The sequence below is a fragment of the Streptococcus sp. NLN64 genome (genome assembly GCF_015831295.1).
Classification (GTDB): Bacteria; Bacillota; Bacilli; order Lactobacillales; family Streptococcaceae; genus Streptococcus.
Genome location: NZ_JADXDQ010000026.1, coordinates 1 through 24,930, shown reverse-complemented (window position 1 = coordinate 24,930; position 24,930 = coordinate 1). Strand labels below are relative to the sequence as shown.

At 44.1% G+C, this 24,930-nt stretch carries 20 protein-coding genes and 5 pseudogenes; 14 read left to right on the top strand and 11 right to left on the bottom strand.

Annotated elements, in window-relative coordinates; genetic code table 11:
* From I2503_RS05285 to I2503_RS09870, 4 genes and pseudogenes are all read left to right on the top strand, one after another.
* The coding region (locus I2503_RS05285) for a DUF1542 domain-containing protein (protein ID WP_196967278.1) at positions 1–1,787 on the top strand (1,787 nt) is incomplete at its 5' end.
* 254 nt (positions 1,788–2,041) lie between these two features.
* Positions 2,042–4,918 (top strand): annotated as a pseudogene (locus tag I2503_RS09630) (glycoside hydrolase domain-containing protein); the annotation flags it as partial.
* 111 nt (positions 4,919–5,029) lie between these two features.
* A pseudogene (locus I2503_RS09625) lies at positions 5,030–6,298 on the top strand (family 20 glycosylhydrolase); the annotation flags it as partial.
* A gap of 936 nt (positions 6,299–7,234) precedes the next feature.
* Positions 7,235–7,372 carry an LPXTG cell wall anchor domain-containing protein gene (locus tag I2503_RS09870; RefSeq protein WP_348769624.1) on the top strand — a complete coding sequence of 46 codons (138 nt, stop codon included), beginning with the start codon at positions 7,235–7,237 and terminating at the stop codon, positions 7,370–7,372.
* Between the two features lie 355 nt (positions 7,373–7,727).
* Here the strand turns inward: I2503_RS09870 and I2503_RS05275 are convergent, their stop codons facing one another.
* Positions 7,728–8,225, bottom strand: a complete 498-nt coding sequence (locus I2503_RS05275) for a methylated-DNA--[protein]-cysteine S-methyltransferase (RefSeq protein WP_196967276.1) — start codon at positions 8,223–8,225, stop codon at positions 7,728–7,730.
* Between the two features lie 385 nt (positions 8,226–8,610).
* Positions 8,611–8,817 carry a hypothetical protein gene (locus tag I2503_RS05270; protein WP_196967275.1) on the bottom strand — a complete coding sequence of 69 codons (207 nt, stop codon included), beginning with the start codon at positions 8,815–8,817 and terminating at the stop codon, positions 8,611–8,613.
* A 432-nt stretch (positions 8,818–9,249) separates the two neighbouring features.
* Here I2503_RS05270 and I2503_RS05265 point away from each other — a divergent pair, with 432 nt between their 5' ends.
* Positions 9,250–9,900, top strand: coding sequence for a Maf family protein (locus tag I2503_RS05265; protein ID WP_196967274.1), 651 nt, complete (start codon positions 9,250–9,252; stop codon positions 9,898–9,900).
* Positions 9,897–10,223, top strand: a complete 327-nt coding sequence (locus I2503_RS05260) for a potassium channel family protein (protein WP_196091956.1) — start codon at positions 9,897–9,899, stop codon at positions 10,221–10,223. Before I2503_RS05265 ends, I2503_RS05260 begins: the two co-directional genes overlap by 4 nt.
* A 43-nt stretch (positions 10,224–10,266) precedes the next feature.
* On the opposite strand, the gene I2503_RS05255 is transcribed toward I2503_RS05260, so the two are convergent.
* The 5 genes from I2503_RS05255 to I2503_RS05235 form a co-directional block, all read right to left on the bottom strand.
* Positions 10,267–11,412: a low temperature requirement protein A gene (locus tag I2503_RS05255; RefSeq protein WP_196967273.1), complete on the bottom strand. Its 1,146-nt coding sequence runs from the start codon at positions 11,410–11,412 to the stop codon at positions 10,267–10,269.
* 12 nt (positions 11,413–11,424) lie between these two features.
* Positions 11,425–12,063 carry a DUF421 domain-containing protein gene (locus tag I2503_RS05250; RefSeq protein WP_196091954.1) on the bottom strand — a complete coding sequence of 213 codons (639 nt, stop codon included), beginning with the start codon at positions 12,061–12,063 and terminating at the stop codon, positions 11,425–11,427.
* A complete protein-coding gene (locus I2503_RS05245; protein WP_196091953.1) occupies positions 12,060–12,512 on the bottom strand; it encodes a DUF3290 family protein in 453 nt (150 codons plus the stop codon). Before I2503_RS05245 ends, I2503_RS05250 begins: the two co-directional genes overlap by 4 nt.
* 276 nt (positions 12,513–12,788) lie before the next feature.
* A complete protein-coding gene (locus I2503_RS05240) occupies positions 12,789–13,817 on the bottom strand; it encodes a DNA/RNA non-specific endonuclease (protein WP_196967272.1) in 1,029 nt (342 codons plus the stop codon).
* 10 nt (positions 13,818–13,827) lie between these two features.
* Complete coding sequence (locus I2503_RS05235; RefSeq protein WP_196967271.1) at positions 13,828–14,598, bottom strand: alpha/beta hydrolase-fold protein; 771 nt, start codon at positions 14,596–14,598, stop codon at positions 13,828–13,830.
* Between the two features lie 128 nt (positions 14,599–14,726).
* Here I2503_RS05235 and I2503_RS05230 point away from each other — a divergent pair, with 128 nt between their 5' ends.
* Both I2503_RS05230 and I2503_RS05225 read left to right on the top strand, forming a co-directional pair.
* Positions 14,727–15,566 carry an HAD family hydrolase gene (locus I2503_RS05230; protein WP_196967270.1) on the top strand — a complete coding sequence of 280 codons (840 nt, stop codon included), beginning with the start codon at positions 14,727–14,729 and terminating at the stop codon, positions 15,564–15,566.
* 353 nt (positions 15,567–15,919) lie between these two features.
* Positions 15,920–16,750, top strand: coding sequence for a PRD domain-containing protein (locus I2503_RS05225; RefSeq protein ID WP_196967269.1), 831 nt, complete (start codon positions 15,920–15,922; stop codon positions 16,748–16,750).
* A gap of 36 nt (positions 16,751–16,786) precedes the next feature.
* Here I2503_RS05225 and I2503_RS05220 read toward each other — a convergent pair whose 3' ends face one another.
* Positions 16,787–17,062, bottom strand: a complete 276-nt coding sequence (locus tag I2503_RS05220) for a type II toxin-antitoxin system RelE/ParE family toxin (RefSeq protein WP_196967268.1) — start codon at positions 17,060–17,062, stop codon at positions 16,787–16,789.
* Positions 17,055–17,288: a DUF6290 family protein gene (locus I2503_RS05215; RefSeq protein WP_196091947.1), complete on the bottom strand. Its 234-nt coding sequence runs from the start codon at positions 17,286–17,288 to the stop codon at positions 17,055–17,057. Before I2503_RS05215 ends, I2503_RS05220 begins: the two co-directional genes overlap by 8 nt.
* Before the next feature lie 253 nt (positions 17,289–17,541).
* On the opposite strand from I2503_RS05215, the gene I2503_RS05210 reads away from it, so the two are divergent.
* The gene (locus I2503_RS05210; RefSeq protein ID WP_196967267.1) at positions 17,542–19,446 is read left to right on the top strand and encodes a beta-glucoside-specific PTS transporter subunit IIABC; all 1,905 of its coding nucleotides are present in this window, start codon (positions 17,542–17,544) and stop codon (positions 19,444–19,446) included.
* Between the two features lie 92 nt (positions 19,447–19,538).
* Here I2503_RS05210 and I2503_RS05205 read toward each other — a convergent pair whose 3' ends face one another.
* Positions 19,539–20,429: an AraC family transcriptional regulator gene (locus tag I2503_RS05205; protein WP_196967266.1), complete on the bottom strand. Its 891-nt coding sequence runs from the start codon at positions 20,427–20,429 to the stop codon at positions 19,539–19,541.
* Positions 20,430–20,532: 103 nt separating this feature from the next.
* Between I2503_RS05205 and I2503_RS09615 the strand changes: the two are divergent.
* From I2503_RS09615 to I2503_RS05185, 5 genes and pseudogenes are all read left to right on the top strand, one after another.
* Positions 20,533–20,705 (top strand): annotated as a pseudogene (locus tag I2503_RS09615) (VOC family protein); the annotation flags it as partial.
* Positions 20,706–20,857: 152 nt separating this feature from the next.
* Positions 20,858–21,022, top strand: a pseudogene (locus tag I2503_RS05200) (VOC family protein); the annotation flags it as partial.
* Between the two features lie 26 nt (positions 21,023–21,048).
* The gene (locus I2503_RS05195; RefSeq protein WP_196967265.1) at positions 21,049–22,530 is read left to right on the top strand and encodes a family 1 glycosylhydrolase; all 1,482 of its coding nucleotides are present in this window, start codon (positions 21,049–21,051) and stop codon (positions 22,528–22,530) included.
* A 9-nt stretch (positions 22,531–22,539) separates the two neighbouring features.
* Entirely contained in the window at positions 22,540–23,139 is a 600-nt protein-coding gene (locus tag I2503_RS05190; protein WP_196967264.1) for a histidine phosphatase family protein, read from the top strand.
* Positions 23,140–23,199: 60 nt separating this feature from the next.
* A complete protein-coding gene (locus tag I2503_RS05185) occupies positions 23,200–24,633 on the top strand; it encodes a 6-phospho-beta-glucosidase (protein WP_196967263.1) in 1,434 nt (477 codons plus the stop codon).
* 148 nt (positions 24,634–24,781) lie between these two features.
* Here I2503_RS05185 and I2503_RS09610 read toward each other — a convergent pair.
* Positions 24,782–24,930, bottom strand: a pseudogene (locus I2503_RS09610) (IS4 family transposase); the annotation flags it as partial.

Genomic DNA, 24,930 nt, shown 5'->3' with positions numbered 1-24,930 from the left:
AAGCGGATAAAGCTAAAGAAGCAGTCGATGCAGCAGAGACAGCAGATGCAGTAACAGAAGCAAAAGATTCTGGAGTTAAATCTGTAGAAGATGTTGAAGTACCATCGAAAGATCCAGTAGCGGAAGCGAAGGAAGACGCTAAGAAAGCAATCGAAGAAGCCTTGGCAGAGAAAGAAGCAGCGATTGACGCATCAGACGCAACTGATGAAGAAAAAGCAGCAGCTAAGGAAGCAGCAAAAGCAGAAGCGGATAAAGCTAAAGAAGCAGTCGATGCAGCAGAGACAGCAGATGCAGTAACAGAAGCAAAAGATTCTGGAGTTAAATCTGTAGAAGATGTTGAAGTACCATCTAAAGATGAAGTTGCAGCAGCTAAAGAAGACGCTAAGAAAGCAATCGAAGAAGCCTTGGCAGAGAAAGAAGCAGCGATTGACGCATCAGACGCAACTGATGAAGAAAAAGCAGCAGCTAAGGAAGCAGCAAAAGCAGAAGCGGATAAAGCTAAAGAAGCAGTCGATGCAGCAGAGACAGCAGATGCAGTAACAGAAGCGAAAGATTCTGGTGTTAAGGAAGTTGAAGCTGTACGGGTACCTGCTAAGAAGATTGGTGAAGGCACTGAATATGATAAACCGACATTTGATCTTGAAGGATGGATGAAAGCTCAGAAAGCCGCCAAGGATGCGATTGATGCAGCTGCGGAAGCTAAGAATGCAGCTATCGATGCTTCTGGTGCGACCGATGAAGAAAAAGCAGCAGCCAAAGCTAAGGTAGCGGAAGAAGTTGCGAAAGCAAAAGCGGCAATTGATCAAGCAGCTAGCGTAGACGCAATCAACACTACAAAGGACGAAGGTGTGAAATCTGTTTCAGCTGTTGAAGTACCATCTAAAGATGAAGTTGCAGCAGCTAAAGAAGACGCTAAGAAAGCGATCGATGAAGCAGCAGCAGCGAAGAAAGCAGAAATTGATGCACGCGCTGATTTGACAACTGCAGAAAAAGCAGCGGCTAAGTCAGCAGTGGATGCAGAATCAGCTACAGCGAAGTCTGTAATTGATCAAGCCGCAGATGTGAATGCTGTTAACAAGGCTAAAGACACAGGAATTTCTGCTATCAATGCAGTAGATCCAGTAGCAATGGCGAAAGCAGCGGCTAAAGAAGCGATTGATCAAGCAGTTGCAGCTAAAAATGCAGCGATTGATGCATCAAGTGCCACAGCGGCTGAGAAAGCGGCAGCGAAAGCTAAAGTAGCGGCGGAAGCAGCTAAAGCTAAAGCAGCCATCGATGCAGCACCAAGTCTTTCAGCGATTGATCAAGCCAAAGATGCTGGCATCGCAGCTATTGCAGCCGTGAAAGTTTCTTCAGCAGTTTCATCTGTTGAGCAAGCTAAGGATGAGGCTAAGAAAGCGATCGACGCAGCTGCGGAAGCTAAGAATGCAGCGATTGATGCATCAAGTGGAACAGCAGCTGAGAAAGCGGCAGCCAAAGCTAAAGTAGCTGAGGAAGTAGCTAAAGCCAAAGCAGCGATCGATGCGGCAAGTGATGTAGCAGGTGTGTCAGCAGCGATGGAAGCTGGACTAGTAGCGATTGCTTCTGTTCAAGTTCCAGGTCAAGCTGGTCAAAGTGCTCCGTCAACTCGTCCAGTACCTGCTAAGGGTGATTCTCCAATTAAACAAGTGGAGCAAGGAACTCTACCTAACACTGGTAGTCAAGAAAACGGAGTAGCCGTTGCTCTTGGTCTCGGTTTGATTGGTACCCTAGGTTTGGTACAATCCAAACGTCGGAAACGTCGTTAAGATGTTGCAAAATAGGATTTCTGACTCTGTTAGAGAAATAGTGAAATCCAGAATGAAGGGGAGGGAAACCTCCTCTTTTTTGCTCTTATTCAAGTTGGTTTTTTTCAGTAGGTCTTAATGTAATAGGGGACTTTGTCAAGCCCGTAGAATTGCTATTTTTGAGTGTATTTCGTAAAAGACCAGTTTTTTGCGGAGTTTCTTGAGTTGACTTAGGAAACGCTTTCATTTACCATAGATATATAGTTTCATTATCTATGGAGGTGTTAGGAATGAAATCATTTGAGAAAAATCAAAAATTCTCACTTCGAAAATACTCTGTTGGTTTGGTATCTGTGATGGTTGGTTTGACCTTCGTCACTGCAAATCCCGTATCAGCAAATGGCCAGCAGGATGGAGGAGAGAGTGGAAATATTGAGCAATCCATTCCGGATCTAGTTGAGGGGACGGTTGTTGAACTGGATAGGGAAGCAGAGCCGGTCGCAACTGCTGATGACAGCAAACTTGAGCTTGAACAGCCTGAACAACCTGAACAGCAAAATCCAGATGTGCCTGTAGTTGAAGAAGCTGCTTCTTTGGACCAGGCAGATAAAGTGGCTCCAGTAGAAGCACAGCCTCGTTCACGAAGAGTGGCGAGATCCCTACAGGATGAGGGGGAATTGATTCCCCATACTAATGAAACGCGCACAATCTATGAAGGGCCATGGGAAAATTTTGGAGATTCTCATGGGAGTGTTTCTGGCAGTGTCCATATTCCTTTTGTAGGGAACCGTGTAGAAATCTACGGTGACCAGTTCCAAGGGGGAGCTCAAATTTCCATTGCAGTAGATGGTCGGCAGGTTGCAGTTGTCAATACAGATGGTCCGCAAGAATTAGCGAAATTACTCTATACAATTGAGAATTTAGAGCTCAAAGAGCAGACCTTGACCATTCAGCCCATTAATAATCTCTACTATTCACATGTAGGAGTTAAGATTTTTACAGATGAGCAGGTTCCGCAGGAAGAAGGAATTCATGCGGTTTATGGAAGTATTAACCAGCATACCAAGCAAGGGGAGTACTCGCAATTCCTTCGGCAGGACCCGCAAGATCAGGTAGTTTCTCGCCTTTGGTTAGGGGATCAGGATAACCGAAAATTGGTTATTGTGAATAAGAACCAAGACTTGAAAAATGCCCGAATCCAGGTCAGTGATTTTGTCGGTGAGGGCGGTGTTATTCCAGCCTCTGCTCTCAAATCCTTCTTTATTAAAGAGACCGAGGGACACATTGGACGCGGTTTTGTTTATGGAAAACTCCCTGGGCCAGAGGTGCCACGTGAAAATATTCCGGATGTATTGGATAAGGCTACCCAAGTGGATGTGGCTCGTGGTCAGCTTCAACCGGTTTGGCTGCAGTTAACCTTGCCTGAAGGGGTTCAACCAGGCAAGTACAAGGGGACTGTTCGTGTGCTAGCGGATAACCTCCAGGAGACGGTTGAGCTCGATTACCATGTACAAGTGCTGGACTTGAAGGCAGATGGAAAAAAACGATTCAGTATGGATCTCTGGCAGTATCCGTTTACGACCGCTCGTTATTTTGGTCTGAGTCAGGATGAATGGTTTGGGGATCGCCATTTAGAGTTGTTGCGGAAGGAACTATCGGAGTATGTCAAAGTTGGGGGCAGCTCGATTACGACCACTATTTCCGAGGACCCGTGGAACTCCCAAACTTATGATGCCTATCCAAGTATGGTTAAATGGACCAAGAAGGCGGATCAGACTTTTAGTTTTGACTTTACGAATTTTGATAAATATGTTGACTTAGCCCTTTCACTAGGGATTGATCAGCAGATCAAGTCCTTCTCGCTAACTCCTTGGGATAATCAAGTTGCTTACTTTGACGAAGCTAGCAATCAAATGGAGAAGGTCAAGTTACCAACCGGTAGTGCCGAATGGAAGAACATTTGGGGACAATTTTTGACCGCTTATATTCAGCATTTGGATCAAAAATCTTGGTTTGACAAAGCCTTCCTCTCCATGGATGAGCGTCCAATTGCGGATATGGAGCATGTTCTTGAATTGGTCAATCAATTTAAGAATAAAGAAGGAAAACGGCTAAAACTCAGTGCAGCCATGAATTACTCTGCCGAAAAGGCCGACATCCTGAATCATATTGAGGATATTTCCATCAATCTAGCCCATATTCAGGATCCAGATTTAGTACGGCAACTGGCGGAAGACCGTCGACAGAAGGGCTTTACTACAACACTTTACACTGCAGTTGGTGACTATCCGAACTCAGTAGCTCGTAGTGCTCCAGTAGAAAGTGCTTGGACCCTTTGGTATGCGGCATCACTAGGTTTAGATGGCTATCTTCGTTGGGCTTATGATGCCTGGGTGAAGGATCCGCTTAAAAATATTGATCACTGGTGGTGGGAAAGTGGGGATCCATTCCTTGTTTACCCAGGGGATAAGGGTGGCGATGAAACCCCAAGAACCAGCCCTCGTTTTGAGCACTTGAAAGCAGCGAAGGCCCAAATTGAAAAATTAGCCTACATCAAGACGCTATCTCCGGAAGCAGCTCAAGATGTAGAAAAACTCCTATCTTCTGTAAAGCGGGAATATGGAAGAACCAATGCTTATCATGCGACAGAATCTACCGGTCATCAGCAAGATGCCCGTGTGGAGGCTGAAGTCAATCGTCTCAATCTGGCTGCCGATAGTTTAGCGGTCAAATACGCTAGCCTAATAACACCTGGAGCGCAGATAGCAGAACGTGGTTTGTCAGAGAATTATGTCCCTCGGATTGAAACACAGGCTATTCCAGGATCCCTTCAAGAAGGGCCAGAGAATGCTGTTGAAAATGTTTTGGATGGAGATCCATCTACAATTTGGCATAGTTCCTGGGATGGTAGCCCACGTAAAGACCTTTGGGTAACGATCGATGCTGGCAAGGTTCGTACGTTAGATGGCTTAGCCTACTGGGGTCGGTCTGATGGCGGCAGCAATGGTAAGGTTCAAACTTACGAAATTTACACAAGTCTGGATAATCAATCCTGGGATTTAGCAGGTTCTGGTAGCTTTAACAATACAGGTGACTGGGAAGAAGTCTCCTTTAAACCAACAGCAGCTCGCTATGTGAAGCTAAAAGCTCTGCAGACTGTTGGTGACAGTGGTCGTGCCAATACCTTTATGGCAGCAAGTGAGCTACGAGTGCGCGAAGATAAGACCACAGATCCAGTGGCTCTAGCAGCGAAAGAGCAAGAAGAACGTTTGGCTCTGAAGAAAGTACTCTCTATTGATGCAGGGCGGAAGTACTTCTCTGTAGCTCAACTCAAAGATCTAATGGATGCGGCTAGTCAGCATGGCTATACAGACTTCCACCTCCTGCTAGGAAATGATGGTCTCCGTTTCCTTCTGGACGATATGAGTTTGACTGTCAATGGCCACTCTTATTCTAGTCAAGAGGTCAAAGATGCTATCCAAGTTGGAAATGATCATTACTACAAGGATCCAAATGGTTCGGCTTTGTCCCAAAATGAAATGGATGAGTTGCTGAATTATGCTAAGATGCGCAATCTAAAGGTTATCCCAGTAATCAATAGTCCGGGACATATGGATGCTATCTTGGTGGCGATGACGGAATTGGGGATTGATCATCCGAATTTCCAATTTGATGGACTTTCTTCAGAGAGAACGGTGGACATCACCAATGAGGAAGCAGTTGCGTTCACCAAAGCTCTCATTGATAAATATGCTGCCTACTTCAGTGGTAAAGTGGAGATCTTTAATATTGGTTTGGATGAGTTTGCCAATGATGTAACAGATTCGGCGAAAGGTTGGCGGATTCTTCAAGGAGATCCATCTGTTGTGACCGGTAAGGACTATCCAAAGGACGGCTACAAACGGTTTGTGGATTATGCCAATGATTTAGCAAGGATTGTTAAGAGCCATGGGCTCCAACCAATGGCCTTTAATGATGGTATCTACTATAATCAAGAAGAAGGTGCCGGTCAATTCGATAAGGACATTATTGTGTCTATGTGGACTGGTGGATGGAATGGCTATGACGTCGCTTCCTCTAAATTCTTATCAGACAAAGGGCATGCTATTCTGAATACCAATGATGCTTGGTATTATATCGTTGGTCGTGATAATGCTAATGGAGGATGGTATAACTTAGACCAAGCCTTAGAAGGAGTTGAGAACGCTCACCTCAATGCAATTCCAAAAACTGAGGGAGCAGATGTTCCAAGTATCGGTAGTATGGTGGCCATTTGGGCAGATGATCCAAGCCGTGAGTACAAACCAGAATTGGCCAAACAACTCATCAAAGCCTTGGCGGACAAAAATCCAGCTTATTTCTTGGCGGATTACAGTGCCGCACAAGTCTTGTTATCTCAAGTACCAAAAGATTTATCCATCTACACGCCAGAAAGTCTAGCCAGCTTCAGACAAGCCTTTAAAGCAGTGAAGTGGAATCATCATAGAGGCGAGCAAGGACAATTAGATCAAGAATTGGCAAGTTTGTCTCAAGCTTTTGAGAACCTGGTCTTGAAACAAGGTAAGATACTTGAGAACGGCACTCGTAAAGACTTGCCAAACTACGACTTTGGCACCAGCGTAGGCGACGGCACCCGTAAAGACTTGCCAAGCTATGACTTCGGTACCAGCGTAGGCGACGGTACTCGTAAAGAGTTGCCAAGCTACGACTTTGGCACCAGCGTAGGCGACGGTACTCGTAAAGAGTTGCCAAGCTACGACTTTGGCACCATCGTAGGCGACGGCACCCGTAAAGACTTGCCAAGCTACGACTTTGGCACCAGCGTAGGCGACGGTACTCGTAAAGAGTTGCCAAGCTACGACTTCGGCACCAGCGTAGGCGACGGTACTCGTAAAGACTTGCCAAGCTACGACTTTGGCACCAGCGTAGGCGACGGTACTCGTAAAGAGTTGCCAAGCTACGACTTTGGTACCAGCGTAGGCGACGGCACTCGTAAAGACTTGCCAAGCTACGACTTTGGTACCAGCGTAGGCGACGGCACCCGTAAAGAGTTGCCAAGCTACGACTTTGGCACCATCGTAGGCGACGGTACTCGTAAAGACTTGCCAAGCTACGACTTTGGTACCAGCGTAGGCGACGGCACCCGTAAAGAGTTGCCAAGCTACGACTTTGGCACTAGCGTAGGCGACGGTACTCGTAAAGACTTGCCAAGCTACGACTTTGGTACCAGCGTAGGCGACGGCACCCGTAAAGAGTTGCCAAGCTACGACTTTGGCACCAGCGTAGGCGACGGTACTCGTCAGGATTTACCAAGTTTTGATCTGGACTCCTATAAGAAGAAGGATTTACAAAATCCAGACTTATCACTCTTGAACCAGGCTAAGCCTAAAGCTCCTCGTCCGATTGTTGTACAAAAAACAGACTTGCATATTCAACAAGTTGCGAACACCGGTATAGCCAAAGAAGATGTGAAGAACAATACTGAAGCTAGGAAACACCCAGAGTCTCTTCCAAAAACTGGATCAGATGCTGGTTATGTACTCAGTGTGGCAGGACTAGCCATGTTGACGACTCTTGGTGGAGTGAAAGCGAGACGGAAAAAATAGCCCTCAATGGCTTCTAATACTCGAAACAGTTCGAAATCTGAAAAGGCAATCCGATGAAGACAGAACTTAGGGTTCGGCGAAGAGGATTAACACATTCAGATTTTGAAATGTAATGAGTATAACCTTCTTCACTTACTAAAACAATAACAAACCTTTGAAAGCCCCTCGGACATTTTACCGAGGGGCTTATCTTTTGTGGAGTTGAGGATAGGGCTTCCCAGAAGGAGGACGGTAAAGCACATCACCTCCGTTTTTGAAAATTGCAAAACAACAGAAGTGATACGTTCCGTGTTGAGGAGACAGTTGAATTAAGCTGAACTTTAATACTGTCTACTCAAGTAGGACTATATCATCTTTACTGGGAATTTTCATGTTCTAAAAGCCAGATTTTTCGCTCGATTCCACCGGCATAACCAGTTAGGGAACCATCATGACCCAAAATTCGGTGACAAGGGATGATGAGGCTAATGGGGTTGTGGCCAACTGCTCCGCCGATAGCACGTGGAGAGGTGGGGCGACCGTTTTTGCGCTCAAACGCCATCGCCAGGTCGAGATAGCTTCGGGTTTGTCCATAGGGGATTTCCAAGAGGAGGTCTAAAATCTGTTGTCGGTAAACAGTAACTTCGGGTTTTAAGGGAAGCACGTGTGGCTGTGGATTTTCACCGGCAAAATAGGACTGCAACCAGTCTTTACTTTGTCCCAGAATAGCATTGTTTCCTTTGGGGATGCTATCTAGATCATAGCCTGCTCCGAAGTAGGATTGGTCTTGAAACCAGACACCATGGAGGGCTTTATCGTCTGCAAGTAGAATGAGTTTTCCTAGTGGAGAGTGGAATTCTGTTTGTTGGAGCATGGTTCACCTTTTGATAATGGAATCGAAAGTTTTCAGGATATTATAGTCTTTTAGTTTGCTTTTAGTACAAGGCAGCGAGTCGTATACAGTACTGAAGTACGGCAAGACGAGCTAACACAGTAATAAAAGATAAACTAAAAGAGTATAACAGATAAAAATCTATTATTTTTAAGAGAAATGATGAGTTCAAGGAAATAAATAGTTGACTTAAAGAACTTGGAGCTTTTCTTTTAGGGCTTCCGTTAGCACATGTGAAAAGTTAATTCCATTTTCAATTGCGAGTTTATTGATGTATAGTCTTTTAGTTTACTTTTAGTACAAGGCAGCGATCCGTAGACAGTACTGAAGTACGTCCAGACGAGCTAACACAGTAATAAAAGATAAACTAAAAGAGTATAACTGGGATAGTCAAAGTTTTTTTAACAGGCTTACCAAAGTGTTTTTCTCTAGCAAGTTCTAAGTTAATCGAGATTGGAACAATAAACCGATTTGGAAAACGTTCTTGGATTACCTCTAAAGTAGAAGCAAGTGGAAAGGCTTCCCCCGCTTCTTCAGCAAGAAGTAGCCAACCTTCCAAGAGATCTTGGGCCATAAAGAGTGCTTCCTGCATATCAAATCCAGAACTATAGGTACCTTTAAATCTGGGAAGGAGATGTGGATTCCATCTACATCGAAATCAAAAATTGCATAATAGAGAAACAGATGGATACCTTCATTCAAATCAGACTCACTTAGTATAACTGTAGATAATTTGTATTAGGAAGTCAAATAAAAACTTACTCTAAATGAACCCCTAGATAAGATAAGCTCATAGCCAGTTCGGTTTCTGCTATAATGGGGTGAGATAGTCTTTTAGCTTGTTTTTAGCACAAGGCAGTGAGTCGTAGACAGCTCAAAATCTCCTGTAGAGATTTTGAGTGGCTGATAAAACTTTCGAAGAAAGTTTCAAATAGGTACGGCAAGACGACCTAACACAGTAATAAAAGATAAACTAAAAGAGTATAAGGAATAGAAAGGCGATGTTATGACCCATACCATTCAATACCAATTGTCAGGCGAATTCTCCCCACCAAAGGAAATCTACCTTCTGAGCCAGTCTCCAAGGCGACGAGAACTGTTGGATTTTCTTTCTCCAAAAATTGTCGGGGTAGACGTGGATGAAAGAGCTGTCGAGGAAGCCTCCATGGAAATATTTAAAGAACTTCCCTTCTTGGAGCGGGCAGGAAAAACTTGTTGTGATTTGGCTTTAGCCAAAGCACGAGCTGTTGAGGTGGAGGATCCGGCGGTTTTAAGCATTGCTGCTGATACTATGGTTGTTTTTGGAGAAACGATTTATAATAAACTTCGTGACCGTGAGGAAGCTGAGACCATGTTTCGCTCTTATATTGGGCAAACCCACCAGGTTGTAACAGGGGTTTGTCTGAAACAAGGGGATTCCCTAGATGTTTTCTATACGGTAGCGGACATTCGCTTTGTAGACTATTATCCAGAATTAGAACCGGTCATTCAAGCCTATCTAACTTCTGAATCGCCAATGGATAAGGCGGGAGCCTATGGTTTTCAGGATTTGGATCCCCGGTTCATTGAATATGTGGCTGGAGATGTGAATACCATCATTGGTCTACCGGTAGCGGAGACAGCTAAGCGAATTGCAGCTATGGGGAGTGTGATATGAAGCGATTAAATATCTTGATTACAATCCTCCAGCATACCGGATTTATGAAATTTGCCTTGTCTTTTGCCGGATTTTTATTCATGGTTGGGTCACTCTTAACGGTGGTGGAACCTGGAATCCTATCATTTTGGGATGGAGTCTGGTTTGCCTTTGTGACCTCCACAACTGTCGGATATGGTGATTACCAAGCCGTTACTTTTTTGGGACGCTGGTTGTGTGTGTTTTTGACGGTTTATGGAATGATTTTCTTTGCCGCCCTATCGGGTGTAGTCATTAACTACTATACGGAATTGCGAAAAGAGGCGAAGGAGCGTGACAGATAAGGATTTTTTGTGAGCAAAAAAGGGCCTTGTTGAGGCCCTTTCTTTAGATAAAATAGATCTTATGCGGATCATTGGATTCACGATGATTTTTCATGTAAAAACGAATGAAATGAGTCCAGATAAGGAAGATGGTTGCTGTGGTAATGACGGTAACTGTGAGCGGTGAGCTGGCAAAGATGAGGCTCCCAAGAAGTCCTAGTCCGAACAGGCTCCAATAGGTGATTTGGTAGGAGCGAGTCCACTTGTAGGCAGGCTTATTGTAAACCCCATTTAATATGATGGCCAGGAGGAAGGCGAAAAGCCCACTATAGAGGAAACCAACGACGAAGAGGTGATTGGCTTCGTGTTCACTGAGGAAGGTCATGGAAACAGTAATCATGAGAATTCCAGCAAAGATGAGATAATGGCTGTAAATGAGACGCATACCTAGGGTATTGAGACTTTCATCCAAGACGTGATCGAATTCACCGAAATAGAGTAAGAAGAGCAGAACCACGATAAGCAGGAAAAAGATGGAATGGGCTCCGAATGTATCAGCCTGGAAGAAGGAGGCCACTCCAACAATCATTTCTCCAAAAGAAATAATAACGAGGAGGGAAATTCGCTCTACGAGATGGGGAAAATTGATGGGAATAAGCCCCATGGGTTTTCGGTAGGCAATTGGCATAAGGAAGGAAGCCATGATAGAAGCAAAGTAAACCCAAATTCCATATTGATAGGGAAGTAAACCCGCAATGAGCACACCGATGGTTCGAACGGCTAGTATTTTTAAAAAGGCACCGATGAGTTCACGTTCTTCTTGAGTTTTACTCTGTCTAAATTGAACAGCGTATTGAAGGAGAAGGGTGCCCGATAGAAGAGCAAAAATAAGATCGAATACATGGAAATTACTCTGCCAGTCCAAGGTAAAATAATTGGAAATCAGCATCATTAGTCCCATATCTACAAACATGATACTCATATTAAACAAGGAATTTTTCCCAAAACGATTGGTAAACATGGTTTGAATCATCCAAGTATTGACCAGTAAGAGTAGGCAGGTTAAAAAAGAGAAAAAGTGGAAGGGAGGCAAAACTCCTTCTTCCAAATGGTGGATAAGTCCAGTGGTTTTGGAAATGGCATAAACAAAAACGAGGTCGTAGAAGAGTTCGGTGAACTCAACCCGCTTGTGTTGAACGATTGAAGACATTGTGTTTCCTTTCTATGATTCGTAGGTGATAATGGTTAGTTGACCTTGGTCATATTCGGCCAAGAAGATTTGAGAGGTTTCCTCATACCCAAGGACCCCTAGTTGTTCCTGCAGCCATTCAGGGTTCTTGTCCAACAATTCCAAGATGTCGACTTGGACAACACCATCTGTAATGACCGGATACTTGGGGTTGGCTTCTCCAGCTTGGACGACAATGAGTTGGCCATTTTGTTCCAAAACAGCTCTTTTGACATCGGCGATACGGAAAATCCCCTGACCACGCAGTTTTAAGGTCAAATCGGCAGCGGTAAGTCCTGCGGCTCGACAGGCTTCCACATCTACTTTTCCTTTTTGAATCAGGACCCGTGGTTGCCCATCGATGATTTGTTTAATGGTGTGGTTATGTGTCTTTAACCATTTGAGACTAAGGACTAAGATGGTCCAAATCATTAAAATGATGACATATTGGAGAAGGGTGATTGAAGGATTGTAAATAACCCCTCCGATGATTCCCCCCAACACATAGTTTTGTACCTGGTCCGTAGCAGAGTTGGGGGCCAGGTTACTTTTGCCAGAAATGTTGATTACCACAATTAAGGTTAATAAGCCAATGGCTAATTTAATCGTGGCATCTAAATAGAGTATATTCATTGGTTTACCTCCACTAGTTCTAAGTCAAAAGAGTGTAGGTCCATTTTTTCCAAGAGGTAAGTATCCGGTTCACTGCCGGAGATGGCTCGGTAGAATTGACCGTCTACATATAAGAGAGCCCCATTGGTCTCAGCAGAAGTGTTGACATAGACCTGATTGGGTTTGACCTTCAAATTCTCGGATACCTTTTCAATGAAATGGATTGAAGTTCGATACTGATTGTTGGCCTGACTGTTGGCCTGCAAACTTTCAAATCCAGATAAACCAGACACGAGTAGCGTCAAGCCTAGGATAATAACCAGTTCACGGTACTTGGAATCTCGTTTATCTCTGTAGGCCAGAAAAGCAGTGTAGCCCAGAATCAGTAATAAGGCTATCAAGAAAGCGGCTAGCAGCCAATTGTCTTGACGAATTTGATTCAAAACAAAGTCATAGGAATAGAACTTCATGAGGCTCCTTTCATAAATATACTCTTTTAGTTTATCTTTTATGACTGTGTTAGCTCGTCTTGCCGTACTTATTTGAAACTTTCTTCGAAAGTTTTATCAGCCACTCAAAATCTCTGCAGGAGATTTTGAGCTGTCTACGACTCGCTGCCTTGTGCTAAAAACAGGCTAAAAGACTATAATACTCATTACATTTCAAAATCCTTCTTATTTTAGCACACTTTTGAGTTCTGAAAAACCTCCTTTCCACGGAAAATGAAAGGAGGTTAAGAAATAGAATTACCAAGGAAGTCCTGCCGCAGCAATTTCTGCTTTGGATGCATATTGACCATTTGGACGATGCCAGCGACCGCGGGCATCTCTGGTATAGCCTCCTCCGGCAGAAACCTCTGGTGCTGTTTGGGCGGCAGCTTCGGCTTGTGCCTGTGCAGCAGCCTGAGCTTGAGCTTCAGCTTGAAGGCGGGCTTGTTCTTCTGCTTGAGCCTGAGCAGAAGCTTCCGCCTCGGCTTGGGCCCGGGCAGCTTCTTCGGATGCCCTCTGTTTATCAGCAGCTTGTTGGCTAGCAGAAGCAACAGTGTTAATGGCGGTACCACTCGTGTAGTCAATGTCTGCATTGGGTGACAGGTTGTCCAAGACAACTCGTGTGATTCCTGAAGCATCCTTGGTTTCTTTTCCACCAAGGGTGATGTCAAGTTTTTGACCTTTATCATCTAACCCCACATATTGGAGTTCGATTTGGCGAGGAATGAGTTCATCGCCAGTATAAATAGGTGTAACCTTGTAGTCTAACCAATAGTTGGGGTGGGTTGCTAACCAGGAATCCAGACGGTTTTCATAATAAAGCATACTGTCAGGATTTGACTCATCTGTTCCTTTGTAGTTACCAGTATTGAGCCAGGTTGTCATCGGAACTAGATTGCGACCTTCATCATTGAGACCACTAAATTGATACCCAATTAAATGCCCTCGATTCATGAGCCAAGCCTGTTGGCTACCGTCTCCAAAATAAAATTTATAGTTATGCCAGCCAACAGGGTCAAAGGTGATTTTGCCAGTTCGTTTTTTAGTCGGTTGATCCCCTTCCTTTAGTTGGATATGAGCTGCTTGTGCTCGACCGAGTGCATCCCAATCCTGAAGTTGAATTTGTTTCTCACCTTTGAAAGGCAATACGTCACTTGTTTCTTCGTCTGCATAGACGATAGTGGCCTGGACAGCTGCCAGTTCAGGATTACTTGGGGTGACTATTCCTAGCCCCAAACTTAGGCTAATTAGTAGGCTTAGTAGAATTAAAAAGCGATTCTTTTTCATCTGTCTCTCCTTATCTCATCCAAAGAAAGTCCATAAAAAGTGGAACTTGTTGGGCCCAGTCTCTTTCGGTATGCTGCCCATGTATTTGTGGGTGAAGATAGGTGGTAGCACCATGAAGCTGCAAGTTGGTCTCTAAATAAAGGTGAACTTGCGCACTGGGGCTTGCCCAAATTTCCTCTTCTTGTGTAAGGTCTAAACCAACTTCATTGGTTCCCCAACCCATGTAGACACGGGTATTGCTATCTAATTGATTTTGTTTCATTTCTTGATAAATGGGAGTAAAGATTGCTGAGGAGAGAGCGGCTGCCTTAGAGAAGACGGCATTGTAGCGGGTGATAGCATAGAGAGCCATGAGTCCTCCCATGGAGGAGCCTGCAATTCCGGTGTTTAAGCGATCAGGATAAGTCCGGTAGGTTTGGTCGATGACTGGTTTGACTTGATTGACCAACCATTGCATAGTGGTTTCTCCTCGTCCCTGGATAGGTCCTGCAAAGAATTCCCCTCCGATATCATAAGGAGAGTATTCCTCTAGGCGTTGGTTGCCTGCATGGCTAGGCTCAATCCCGACGACAATCATGTCCTTGTTCCAATGATCCAAGAACGTTTTTAATTGCCAAGATTCCCCGTAGGTTGCCTCTTGATCGTAAAAGAGGTTATGGCCATCAAAGAAGTACATAACCGGATAGCGGCTAACCTGGTTTTCATAATTGTCCGGAAGGTAGACCCGAACAGTACGATTCTCCCCAGTTGCGGGGAATTCTAGTTGGTGGTATACAATCATAACTCTTCCTTTCTTACAGTTGTAACCCCATTTTACCATGCAAAGACGAGGATAGTATCACTTTATCCGTCTTTTTTTCTTTTTTAAAAAAAGAAAAAGGGGTAGACTGATAGCAAGGAGGAAACAAGATGAAAAAAGTACTATTCTTAGATGTGGATGGGACCATTGTTGACTACCACAATCGGATTCCAGAGTCAGCCAAGGAAGCGATTCAAGCAGCCAGAGCAAAGGGACATTTGGTGATGGCGACAACCGGCAGAAGTCGAGCAGAAATGCAAGAAGAGCTCTGGGAAATGGGCTTGGATGGTATGATCGGGGGAAACGGTTCTTATGTCGAATTCCAGAATCAGGTCCTCATGCACCAGCTTATTCCGGCGGAGGATGCGAAAGCTGTTGTGGACTGGTTGGAGGAACGAGGCTTGGAATTTTTCTTGGAAAGCAATAACGGATTGTTTGCCAGTCGCAAGTTCCGAGAACGTGGGCGGAAGGTTCTTCAGTCTTATCTCATGACCAAGGGGAAAACAGCAGAAGAAGTGGCGAACCAAGAGGTGGAAGATGTCTTGCATGGCTTGGTCTTTGGCGGTGACCTCTATCGAGATGACCTCAATAAAATCAGTTTTATCCTCGATTTCTATCAGGATCACCTGGATTCTAAAGCTGCCTTCCCTCAATTAGAAGCCCACACCTGGGGTGGTCGTGGAGAAACAGCTCTTTTTGGTGATTTAGGGGTTAAGGATATCAATAAGGCGCGTGCAATGGATTTGCTTTTGGGGCACCTTGCGATGGATCGCAGCCAGACCATTGCCTTTGGCGATGCGAAAATTGATATTCCCATGTTGGAGTATGCAGCGATTGGAGTGGCCATGGGCAATGGCGGACCTGAAATCCTTGCTATGGCCGACCTCATTACAGAAGATGTGGAAGAAGATGGTCTCTATAAGGCGTTTGAAAAGCTCGATTTGCTGTAAGATACATTGGAAATATGCCATCACTGCCTACTCTGAATCTCACTGTAGGCTTTCTGGAGCAAAATAAAAATTGAGCCCCCTTGCGAAAGCGCCCCCAATTTGCTAGACTAGAAATAGGATTGTTACTGAAATGCAGGCAAAACCTAAGTCATCATCAGGAGTCTGGAGACAGGCCTCTTTGGTGATGGATTTAGGTTTTTTTGCATTAAAAAGGCTACATACTCTTTTAGTTTATCTTTTATTACTGTGTCAGCTCGTCTTGCCGTACTTCAGTACTGTCTACGACTCGCTGCCTTGTACTAAAAGTAAACTAAAAGACTATAAGAAGCTAGCGGGTACAGAGGTAGGGCATAATGAACATTGTAAAAGTCTATAACAACAACGTGGTCCAGGCTTTGGATTCACAAGATCGAGAAGTGATCGTCATGGGCAAAGGTTTAGGTTTTCAGAAAAAAGCAGGTCAAGAGTTGGACCTAGATAAGATTGAAAAAACATTTGTCCTCCAAGGGGATGGGACAGAGACAGATCTGTTCCACCTCTATAGTCGGATGCCAGCAGAGGAAGTAGACTTGGTAACGCAATTCCTTTCAAAGGCTGAAAGGATTCTAGGCACCAGTTATGAATTGTCACTTTATCTTAGCCTCGGGGATCATCTTCACTATGCTTTGGAACGAAGTCGTCAAGGAATCTCTATCGAAAATCCCCTAGCATGGGAAGTTCGAAAGTTTTATCCCCAAGAGTATCAACTTGGACTTGAAATAATCGGGGAAATCCGCGACAAATTAGGAATTCACATGGAGAAAAGTGAGGCTTCATCACTGGCCCTCCATCTGATCAATGCTCAAAAAAATAATACAGCTGGTCAGCGAAAAAACCAGGTGAACCGGATGGTTCATCAATTCTTAGACATCGTCCGTCTTCATTTTGGCTGGGCTGAATTTAGGGAAGACACTAGTTTTCATCGATTCGTCACCCATCTTTCTTACTTTGCCCAACGTGTCCTTCAGGGCCAAGTCGAAGGAAAAGACGATGCCTTTCTCTATCAACAAGTTCAGGCTAACTACCCACAAGCTTTTGCGGCTAGCGAGAAAATCAAAACCTTTGTAAAAGAGAGTTATGGTTTTGACATGTCCCTTGATGAGCAAGTCTACTTGACGATTCATATTCAACGGTTGATTAAATGAGAAAACCCAAGACCTGGTTTGAGGACTTGGGTTTTCTCATTTACGTTTATAGATATCTGATCGATGACCGATGTGAAGATTTAAGATGATAAATTGATCCTTATCAACAATAGTCAGAATTCTATAATTAGCTACTCGAAATCTGATATAACCAGTTACTTCGCCTGAAAGAGATTTTCCTGGGGTTGTTGGAAAATCAACATTGTGAAGATGTTTTTCAATCCATTTCAATACTAGTCGTTGGATGCTTCGATCCAGTTTTTCAAGATCGTTATGAAAGGATTCTGCAAATTCTACTGTATATTTAGCCATATCGTTCTAAAGTTTCTTCAAGTGAATAGGTCTTCTTTCCACTTGCAACCCAGTCTTTATAAGCGATGTCAGCAACAGCGATATCATACATATCCTCAATTTTTTCTAGAACTGCATCGCGAATAAAATCTGATTTTGTGATTTGCTGACCTTTTGCATACTCTTCGATGAGTCTTACAAGATCATCGTCAAGTCTGATAGCAATTGGAGTTGTTGAAGTTGCCATAAGATCTCCCTCCCATGTGTTTACTGTGTAAACAGTATAGCGCTAAAAATTTCAAAAATCAACGAAAAAACTTTTTAGAAAACGCTTGCAAAATGACAGGGTATTTGGTAGGATAGAATCATCAAAGGATTGTTACTGGGAAGCAGGCAAAACCTAAATATATACGAATGTGTCAGCGATAGCTCTTTTTGTCGTCGGCATGTCGGTATATGTTTAGGTTTTTTTGTTTGTTCCAGTCAGAAAGGAGCCTCTCATGGCAAAGGATTATAGTGAATTAGCCAAGGACATTGTGGAGCATGTCGGTGGTAAAGAAAATATCAGTGAACTCAAACACTGTATTACACGGTTACGGTTTACACTGAAAGATGAGGGAAAAGCAGATACGGATTACCTCAAAGCGCGTGATGGGATCGTGACCGTAGTGCAAGCAGGTGGTCAGTACCAGGTGGTTATTGGCAATCATGTTCCAGATGTCTATGTGGCAGTACAGACTGCTGCAGGAATTGTGGGAAATGGTAGCTTGGATATTGATGAAGGCGACAAAGTTAATGGGAATCTCTTCGAGCGATTTGTAGATCTGATTTCTGGTATTTTCCAACCCTTCTTAGGGGCCTTGGCGGCAGCTGGTATTATCAAAGGATTGGTCGCTGTTCTTGGTGCCAATGGCATGACTGCTGATAACAGTGCCTTATATGCCATTTTAAATGCAGCTGGAGATGGCTTCTTTCAGTACCTTCCACTCATCATTGCCTTGACATCTGCTCGGAAATTTAAGGTAAATGAATTTACAGCTTTTGCCATTGGAGCCGCCTTGGTCTATCCAAGTTTACCTGGAGCGGTCGAAGTTTTGACCGAGTCCGGGATGAACACTGTTTTTGGGATCCCATTCTCTCTTCCGACCGGAGGCTATTATTCAACTGTGATCCCCGCAATTCTTGCAGTCTGGGTAGCCTCCTATATTGAGAGAGGAGCAAGAAAAGTGATCCCTGATGTGGTGAAACTTTTCTTGGTTCCTCTAGCGACCATCCTGCTAGCAGTTCCGATTACCTTCCTGCTTGTAGGACCAATTGGGAATCTCATTTCAGATGGTTTGAGCCTATTTTTCCAATACATTATGGGAATCAGTCCTATTCTTTATGGAGTTGTCCTCGGAGGGCTCTGGCAAGTTATGGTTATGTTTGGAATGCATTGGGCCATTGTCCCATTGGCGATTGTGGAAACTGCCAGTCAAGGATTTTCAGCCATTCTGATTCCAGCAATGTTCCCAAGCTTTACCCAAGTTGGTGTTCTTTTGGCTATTATGCTGAAAACCAAAGAATCTAAGGTTAAAACTCTTTCTATGCCAGCCTTTATCTCTGCTATTTTTGGGGTGACAGAACCGGCTATTTATGGGATTACCCTTCCAATGCGGACCCCATTTATTGTCAGCTGTATCACCAGTGCTCTAATCGGTGGCTATGTGATGTTTGCAGGGGTTGTTGGATACTCCGTCGGTGGTTTAGGAGTTTTCCTTTATCCTTCCTTGATTGACACAGCAACAGGTAATATGTCTGGTGTAATCTCCGGTATTATCGCTTCCGTAGCAGCCGTTGTAATCTCATTCGGCATTCAAATGGCGCTTCCTGTTGCCAACTTATATGGTAGTTCTCTTGAATCGATTGAAGAAGAAAAAGAAGAAGCAGACGCTCCGCACAAGGAGATTCAACAAGAAATTGTAGCCAGTCCGCTCCAGGGAGCAATTGTGCAACTAGCAGATGTTCCAGATCCTGTTTTCGCATCAGGTGCTATGGGGAAAGGAATTGCCATCGAACCTAGCCAAGGCACACTTTATGCCCCAGTCAAGGGGGAGGTTACCCTCTTATTCCCAACCAAACATGCTATCGGAATCAAGACAGAAAATGGAGCAGAAATTTTGCTCCATGTAGGGATGGATACGGTTTCTCTCAATGGAGAAGGCTTTGAAAGCTTTGTGGAAATTGGAGATTCTATTGAAGCTGGTCAAAAACTGTTGGAATTTGATATGGAGGTCATTAAAGCCGCAGGCCTTCCAATCACAACTCCAATCATTGTAACCAATACTTCCCTCTATGAGGATATTCTCGTTAGCCAAGAAAGCGAAGTGCAAGTTGGGGACTACCTCCTGACCACCGTCAGCTAATGACTATCCACCTTAAGAAATTCAGGGACAAGGGGTATACTCGACGTGAGTAAAAGAGTATAAGGCCAGGGGGTGATCCCTGGCCTTGCTTGTTACCCTTGTTTTCGAAATTGTTTCCGGTACTGACTGGGAGTCAGGTGATGACTTTTTTTAAATTGCCGGTTGAAGTTGGACAAATTATTAAAGCCAACCTGATGGGCGATATCGACAATAGGTTTCATGCTGGTTGCCAATAATTCACAGGCTGCTCGTAATCGAACCTGAATGATAAATTCCATACAGGAGATTCCCATGTGTTGTTTAAATACCGCCATGAAGTGAGCCTTGCTGTACCCCATCTGCTGAGACAGTAAGTCCATGCTGAGATTTTCCTCGTAATGGTTGTGGATATAGTCGATTAACCCACGCAAGCTCTCGTTTTTACGATAAAGGTCATCTGTTCTTTTTTCAACAACATAGGAAAAGGAAAAAAGAAGATGAAAGAGTTCAAACAGTTTGCTCTTGAGCAAAAGCTCATAGTAATCAGCCTTTAGGTCGAGGGCGAGAATCTGAATGAAACAGTTCTTGATCTCTTCATAGCCAGGGTCTTGTGGCTGAATACGGGAAATAAACTTAGCCTTATCGGTTTGCAGAGGTTGGAGGTAGTTGAGGCTGGTTTGATCCAGGTGAGTAGCCCCCAAGAAATCAAGGTGAAAGAGAAGGCTCTGGGTCTTGTGCTCTTTCATCTCGATGGGATGGATGGAGTGGGTTGCGTTGGGGCGGATGAAAATGAGGTCACCAGGCTGACTGTCGAAATATTCATAGTCGATATGATAGCGGGCGCTACCAGCCTCCACATAGGTCATTTCACATTCATTGTGCCAGTGGAAGAGGATGTCAGGTTGGCCATTTTGAACCTGGGTTTCAAAACGCTTGAAGGGGAGGAGGTTGTTTTCAAAATCTACTTGGTGATAGAAATAGGAGTCGGTTAGTTCTTTCTTCATAGTGTCCTCGTTTCATAGGATAGTATCATTATAGCAGATTTTCTGATAAGAAAATCGTTTACAATCCGACTATACTAGAGTTATCAGTTGAAGGGAGGTAGGCATGAGAATTGAATACTTAGCATTGTATGTAAAAGATTTGGAAGCCGCCAAGGAATTTTTTTTCAGACTTATTTTGGAGCTGAATCGAATGATCGCTACCATAATCCTAAAACGGGCCTCTCTTCCTATTTTTTGAATTTTGGCGATGGGGCTCGGTTAGAAATGATGAACAAGGAAAGTGTCGGTGATTATAGTCTTTTAGTTTACTTTTAGTACAAGGCAGCGAGTCGTAGACAGTACTGAAGTACGGCAAGACGAGCTAACACAGTAATAAAAGATAAACTAAAAGAGTATACACCTTGGCGACGGAGCGCGTGGAGTATATTCACCTGGCCTTTTCACTCGATAGCGAGGAAGCTGTTGATGCTTTAACCGAGCGTTTCCGTACGGATGGCTATCTGGTCCTTTCAGGACCTCGGACAACTGGAGATGGCTACAATGAGTCAGCTATCCTTGGTTTTGAAAAGAATACGATTGAATTAACGGTTTAGAATAAATACGAGAAGGAGAAATACAGATGACACGTTTTCCAAAAAACTTTTTATGGGGTGGTGCGATTGCTGCCAATCAAGCTGAAGGAGCTTATAACCTGGATGGACGAGGTTTGGTTCAAACAGATGTGACAACTGGTGGAACGGCGACCAGTCCCCGCTACACAACCTATATCGACAAGGATGGGAATCCTGGGAAGTATGCTTCTATGGGGCACATGGGTGGTCATTTACCTGAAGGAGCTCATTATGCCATTCTAGAAGACCACTATTATCCGAACCACCAAGCGGTAGATTTTTACCACCGTTACAAGGAAGATATTAAGCTTTTTGCGGAGATGGGCTATTCCGTTTTCCGTCTGTCCGTTTCCTGGGCCCGGATTTTCCCAAATGGAGATGATTCTGAACCGAATCAAGCAGGGTTAGACTTTTATCGTTCCGTCTTTGAAGAGTGTCACAAGTATGGCATTGAGCCCTTGGTGTCGATTTGGCATTTTGATACCCCACTTTCATTAGAAACTCGTTTTAATGGTTGGTCTGACCGGAAATTAGTGGATTTCTATGTTCGGTATGCGGAGACGCTATTTAATGAGTACAAAGATTTGGTCAAGTACTGGTTAACCTTTAACGAAATCAATAACACCATCATGTTTTTAGATATGTTTGGTCAGGCTTCGGACCAAGATTTTCAGGATGCTTACCAACAGTTGCATCATCAGTTTTTAGCCTCTGCTAAGGCAATCCAACTTGGGCGGAAAATAAACCCTGATTTTCGATTTGGCAATATGATCTGTGGGATTACCTTCTATCCAGGAAGCAGTGACCCAGCAGATATTCTGGAAAATCAGCATCAGTGGGAGAAAAATATCTATTATTGTTCAGATGTCCAAGCCAAAGGTCGTTATGGCACTTATGCCAAACGTTTGTGGCAGGAACACAATGTCGAGCTGCAAATGGAAGCAGATGATTTGGACATTCTCGCTCAGGGTACGATTGACCTCTATACCTTCTCTTATTATATGTCGACGGTTGTGACAACCCATGAGGTGGATGAAAAAGTTTCAGGAAACTTCTCAGTTGGAGCTAAGAACCCCTATTTGGAATATTCTGATTGGGGCTGGGCACAAGATCCGTCTGGTCTTCAATATTATTTGGAAAAAATCTACGATCGTTATGAAATCCCTGTGATGATTGTTGAAAATGGCCTGGGAGCTTTGGACACGGTCGAGGAAGATGGGGCGATCCATGATGACTATCGTATTGACTACCACCGTTCTCACATCCAAGCCATGGCCAAGGCCATTGCGAATGGAGTAGACCTGATTGGCTATACAACATGGGGCTGTATCGACATCGTATCTGCTGGAACAGGCGAGATGCGCAAACGCTATGGTTTTATCTATGTGGATATGGATGACCTCGGGAACGGAAGCCTTGAACGGACACCAAAGGATTCATTCTACTGGTATCAAAAGGTGATTCGTTCAAACGGTGAAGAACTAGACTAGGAGGATCGAATGGCATTTTACCTCATGCGGCACGGACAAACCCTTTTTAACCTTCAAGGTTTGACCCAGGGAGCGGTAGACTCTCCCTTAACAGAGGAAGGGATTCGACAGGCAAAAAAGGCTAAGGCGTTTTTTGAGGGCGAGGAACTTAGTTTTGACAAGGCTTTCTCTTCCACCCAGGAGCGGGCAACCGACACGGCCAAGTTGGTTGCCGGAATGGACGATGTGAAGCAGTTAAAGGGAATTAAAGAAATGAACTTCGGAGAATTTGAAGCCCAGCCTTGGAATCTCCTGCCCAAGTTTCGATCAGGTGCCAATAATTTTGAAGATTTACTGGTTCCTTATGGTGGGGAAGCGATTGTGGATGTTGGTGACCGAGTTGACACGACTATTCGACAATTGTTCCAGGAAACAGCCGGCCAAGATGTTCTAGTTGTGAGCCATGGTGCAGCCATTTGGTCTTTCTTACTGCAAAATCAATTGGAGCTGTTATTACCAGAAGATTTTACCATCTCGAACTGTAGTATTTTTCAATTGGATATGGATGGAGATCAAATCCGTTTGGTTCGCGTGGTTGATCCCATTAGAGAAGTGGAATGGCTCTTTTGAACAGGCAATTTTGATCATATGAATAGTGTTAGAGATAAGAAATAGATTAAGGAGGTTCAAATGAATAAAGGTTTTCCGCAAGGATTTTTGTGGGGTGGCGCTACGGCTGCCAATCAATGTGAAGGGGCTTATGATGTCGATGGCCGTGGGCTAGCCAATGTGGATGTTGTTCCCATTGGTGAGGAGCGCTTCCCGATTATTGCTGGTCAGCGCAAGATGTTTGACTTTGAGGAAGGGTATTTTTATCCAGCTAAGGAGTCGATTGACATGTACCACCACTACAAAGAGGATATTGCCCTCTTTGGGGAGATGGGCTTCAAGACTTACCGCCTCTCGATTGCCTGGTCTCGGATTTTCCCCAAGGGCGATGAGTTAGAGCCGAATGAAAAAGGTTTGGAATTTTATGAAAAACTCTTCAAAGAGTGCCACAAACATGGGATTGAACCCTTGGTAACCATCACCCATTTTGACTGCCCAATGCACTTGATTGAAGAGTATGGGGGCTGGCGAAACCGCAAGATGCTAGAGTTTTATGAACGGCTTTGCCGGACTCTCTTCACGCGCTACAAGGGCTTGGTGAAATACTGGCTCACCTTTAACGAAATTAACATGATCCTCCACGCCCCATTTATGGGGGCAGGTCTCTACTTCGAGGAAGGAGAGAACCAAGAGCAAGTGAAATACCAAGCAGCCCACCATGAGTTGGTCGCATCTGCCATCGCAACGAAAGTGGCCCACGAAATTGATCCCGAAAACAAGGTCGGCTGTATGTTGGCTGCGGGACAATATTATCCAAACACAGCCCATCCACGAGACTATTGGGCAGCCCTACAAGAAGATCGAGAAAACTATTTCTTCATCGATGTTCAAGCCCGTGGAGAGTATCCAAACTATGCTAAGAAAAAATGGGAGCGCTTGGGGATTGATGTAGAAATGACAGAGGAAGATTTGGCCTTACTGCGAGATTACACAGTTGATTTCATCTCCTTCTCTTACTACTCAAGCCGAGTAGCTTCTGGAGATCCAGAGGTCAATGAAAAGACTGAAGGAAATATCTTTGCTTCTATCAAGAATCCATACTTGGAAGCCTCCGAATGGGGTTGGCAAATTGACCCACTCGGACTCCGCATTACCCTCAATGCCATCTGGGATCGTTACCAAAAACCTATGTTCATTGTTGAAAACGGCTTAGGTGCTATTGATACACCTGATGAGAATGGTTACGTCGAAGACGATTATCGAATCGCCTACCTACGCCAACACATTGCGGCTATGCGAGATGCCATTGTAGAAGATGGTGTTGAGCTCCTCGGTTATACCACTTGGGGCTGTATCGACCTGGTTTCAGCAGGAACTGGTGAAATGAAGAAACGCTACGGTTTCATCTATGTTGACCGGGATAATGAAGGCAAGGGAACCCTCAAACGCTCCAAGAAAAAATCCTTCCATTGGTACAAACAAGTCATCGCCACAAACGGTCAAGACTTGGGATAAGAAAAATACTGGACATTGGATCCAATGTCATTAAGTTAAGGCTTAGAATCTAAAATAAGACCACTTTGGAAGTTCAAATTGATATATGACTTTCGAAAGTGGTCTTTTTGTGCATGCCAAATAAAGGTTTTTATACCCTTTTTAAAAATTATGATACTCTGTAGGTGAAGCTTACTACTGATTGATTTTTCAGTCGCCTTTCAAACGTCCGACCTGGACGAATGATTGATAAATGTCTTTCTATGTAAGTTTTCAACTTAGAAGAAGTGAGCCTGTTTTTCAGAAATTGTTTACAGG

Excerpts from the sequence above, each read along its gene's own strand:
- I2503_RS05275 (WP_196967276.1), bottom strand. The coding sequence starts at position 8,225 with ATGCTCCAACAAACAGAATTCCACTCTCCACTAGGAAAACTCATTCTA.
- I2503_RS05270 (WP_196967275.1), bottom strand. The coding sequence starts at position 8,817 with ATGGCCCAAGATCTCTTGGAAGGTTGGCTACTTCTTGCTGAAGAAGCG.
- I2503_RS05265 (WP_196967274.1), top strand. The coding sequence starts at position 9,250 with ATGACCCATACCATTCAATACCAATTGTCAGGCGAATTCTCCCCACCA.
- I2503_RS05260 (WP_196091956.1), top strand. The coding sequence starts at position 9,897 with ATGAAGCGATTAAATATCTTGATTACAATCCTCCAGCATACCGGATTT.
- I2503_RS05255 (WP_196967273.1), bottom strand. The coding sequence starts at position 11,412 with ATGTCTTCAATCGTTCAACACAAGCGGGTTGAGTTCACCGAACTCTTC.
- I2503_RS05250 (WP_196091954.1), bottom strand. The coding sequence starts at position 12,063 with ATGAATATACTCTATTTAGATGCCACGATTAAATTAGCCATTGGCTTA.
- I2503_RS05245 (WP_196091953.1), bottom strand. The coding sequence starts at position 12,512 with ATGAAGTTCTATTCCTATGACTTTGTTTTGAATCAAATTCGTCAAGAC.
- I2503_RS05240 (WP_196967272.1), bottom strand. The coding sequence starts at position 13,817 with ATGAAAAAGAATCGCTTTTTAATTCTACTAAGCCTACTAATTAGCCTA.
- I2503_RS05235 (WP_196967271.1), bottom strand. The coding sequence starts at position 14,598 with ATGATTGTATACCACCAACTAGAATTCCCCGCAACTGGGGAGAATCGT.
- I2503_RS05230 (WP_196967270.1), top strand. The coding sequence starts at position 14,727 with ATGAAAAAAGTACTATTCTTAGATGTGGATGGGACCATTGTTGACTAC.
- I2503_RS05225 (WP_196967269.1), top strand. The coding sequence starts at position 15,920 with ATGAACATTGTAAAAGTCTATAACAACAACGTGGTCCAGGCTTTGGAT.
- I2503_RS05220 (WP_196967268.1), bottom strand. The coding sequence starts at position 17,062 with ATGGCTAAATATACAGTAGAATTTGCAGAATCCTTTCATAACGATCTT.
- I2503_RS05215 (WP_196091947.1), bottom strand. The coding sequence starts at position 17,288 with ATGGCAACTTCAACAACTCCAATTGCTATCAGACTTGACGATGATCTT.
- I2503_RS05210 (WP_196967267.1), top strand. The coding sequence starts at position 17,542 with ATGGCAAAGGATTATAGTGAATTAGCCAAGGACATTGTGGAGCATGTC.
- I2503_RS05205 (WP_196967266.1), bottom strand. The coding sequence starts at position 20,429 with ATGAAGAAAGAACTAACCGACTCCTATTTCTATCACCAAGTAGATTTT.
- I2503_RS05195 (WP_196967265.1), top strand. The coding sequence starts at position 21,049 with ATGACACGTTTTCCAAAAAACTTTTTATGGGGTGGTGCGATTGCTGCC.
- I2503_RS05190 (WP_196967264.1), top strand. The coding sequence starts at position 22,540 with ATGGCATTTTACCTCATGCGGCACGGACAAACCCTTTTTAACCTTCAA.
- I2503_RS05185 (WP_196967263.1), top strand. The coding sequence starts at position 23,200 with ATGAATAAAGGTTTTCCGCAAGGATTTTTGTGGGGTGGCGCTACGGCT.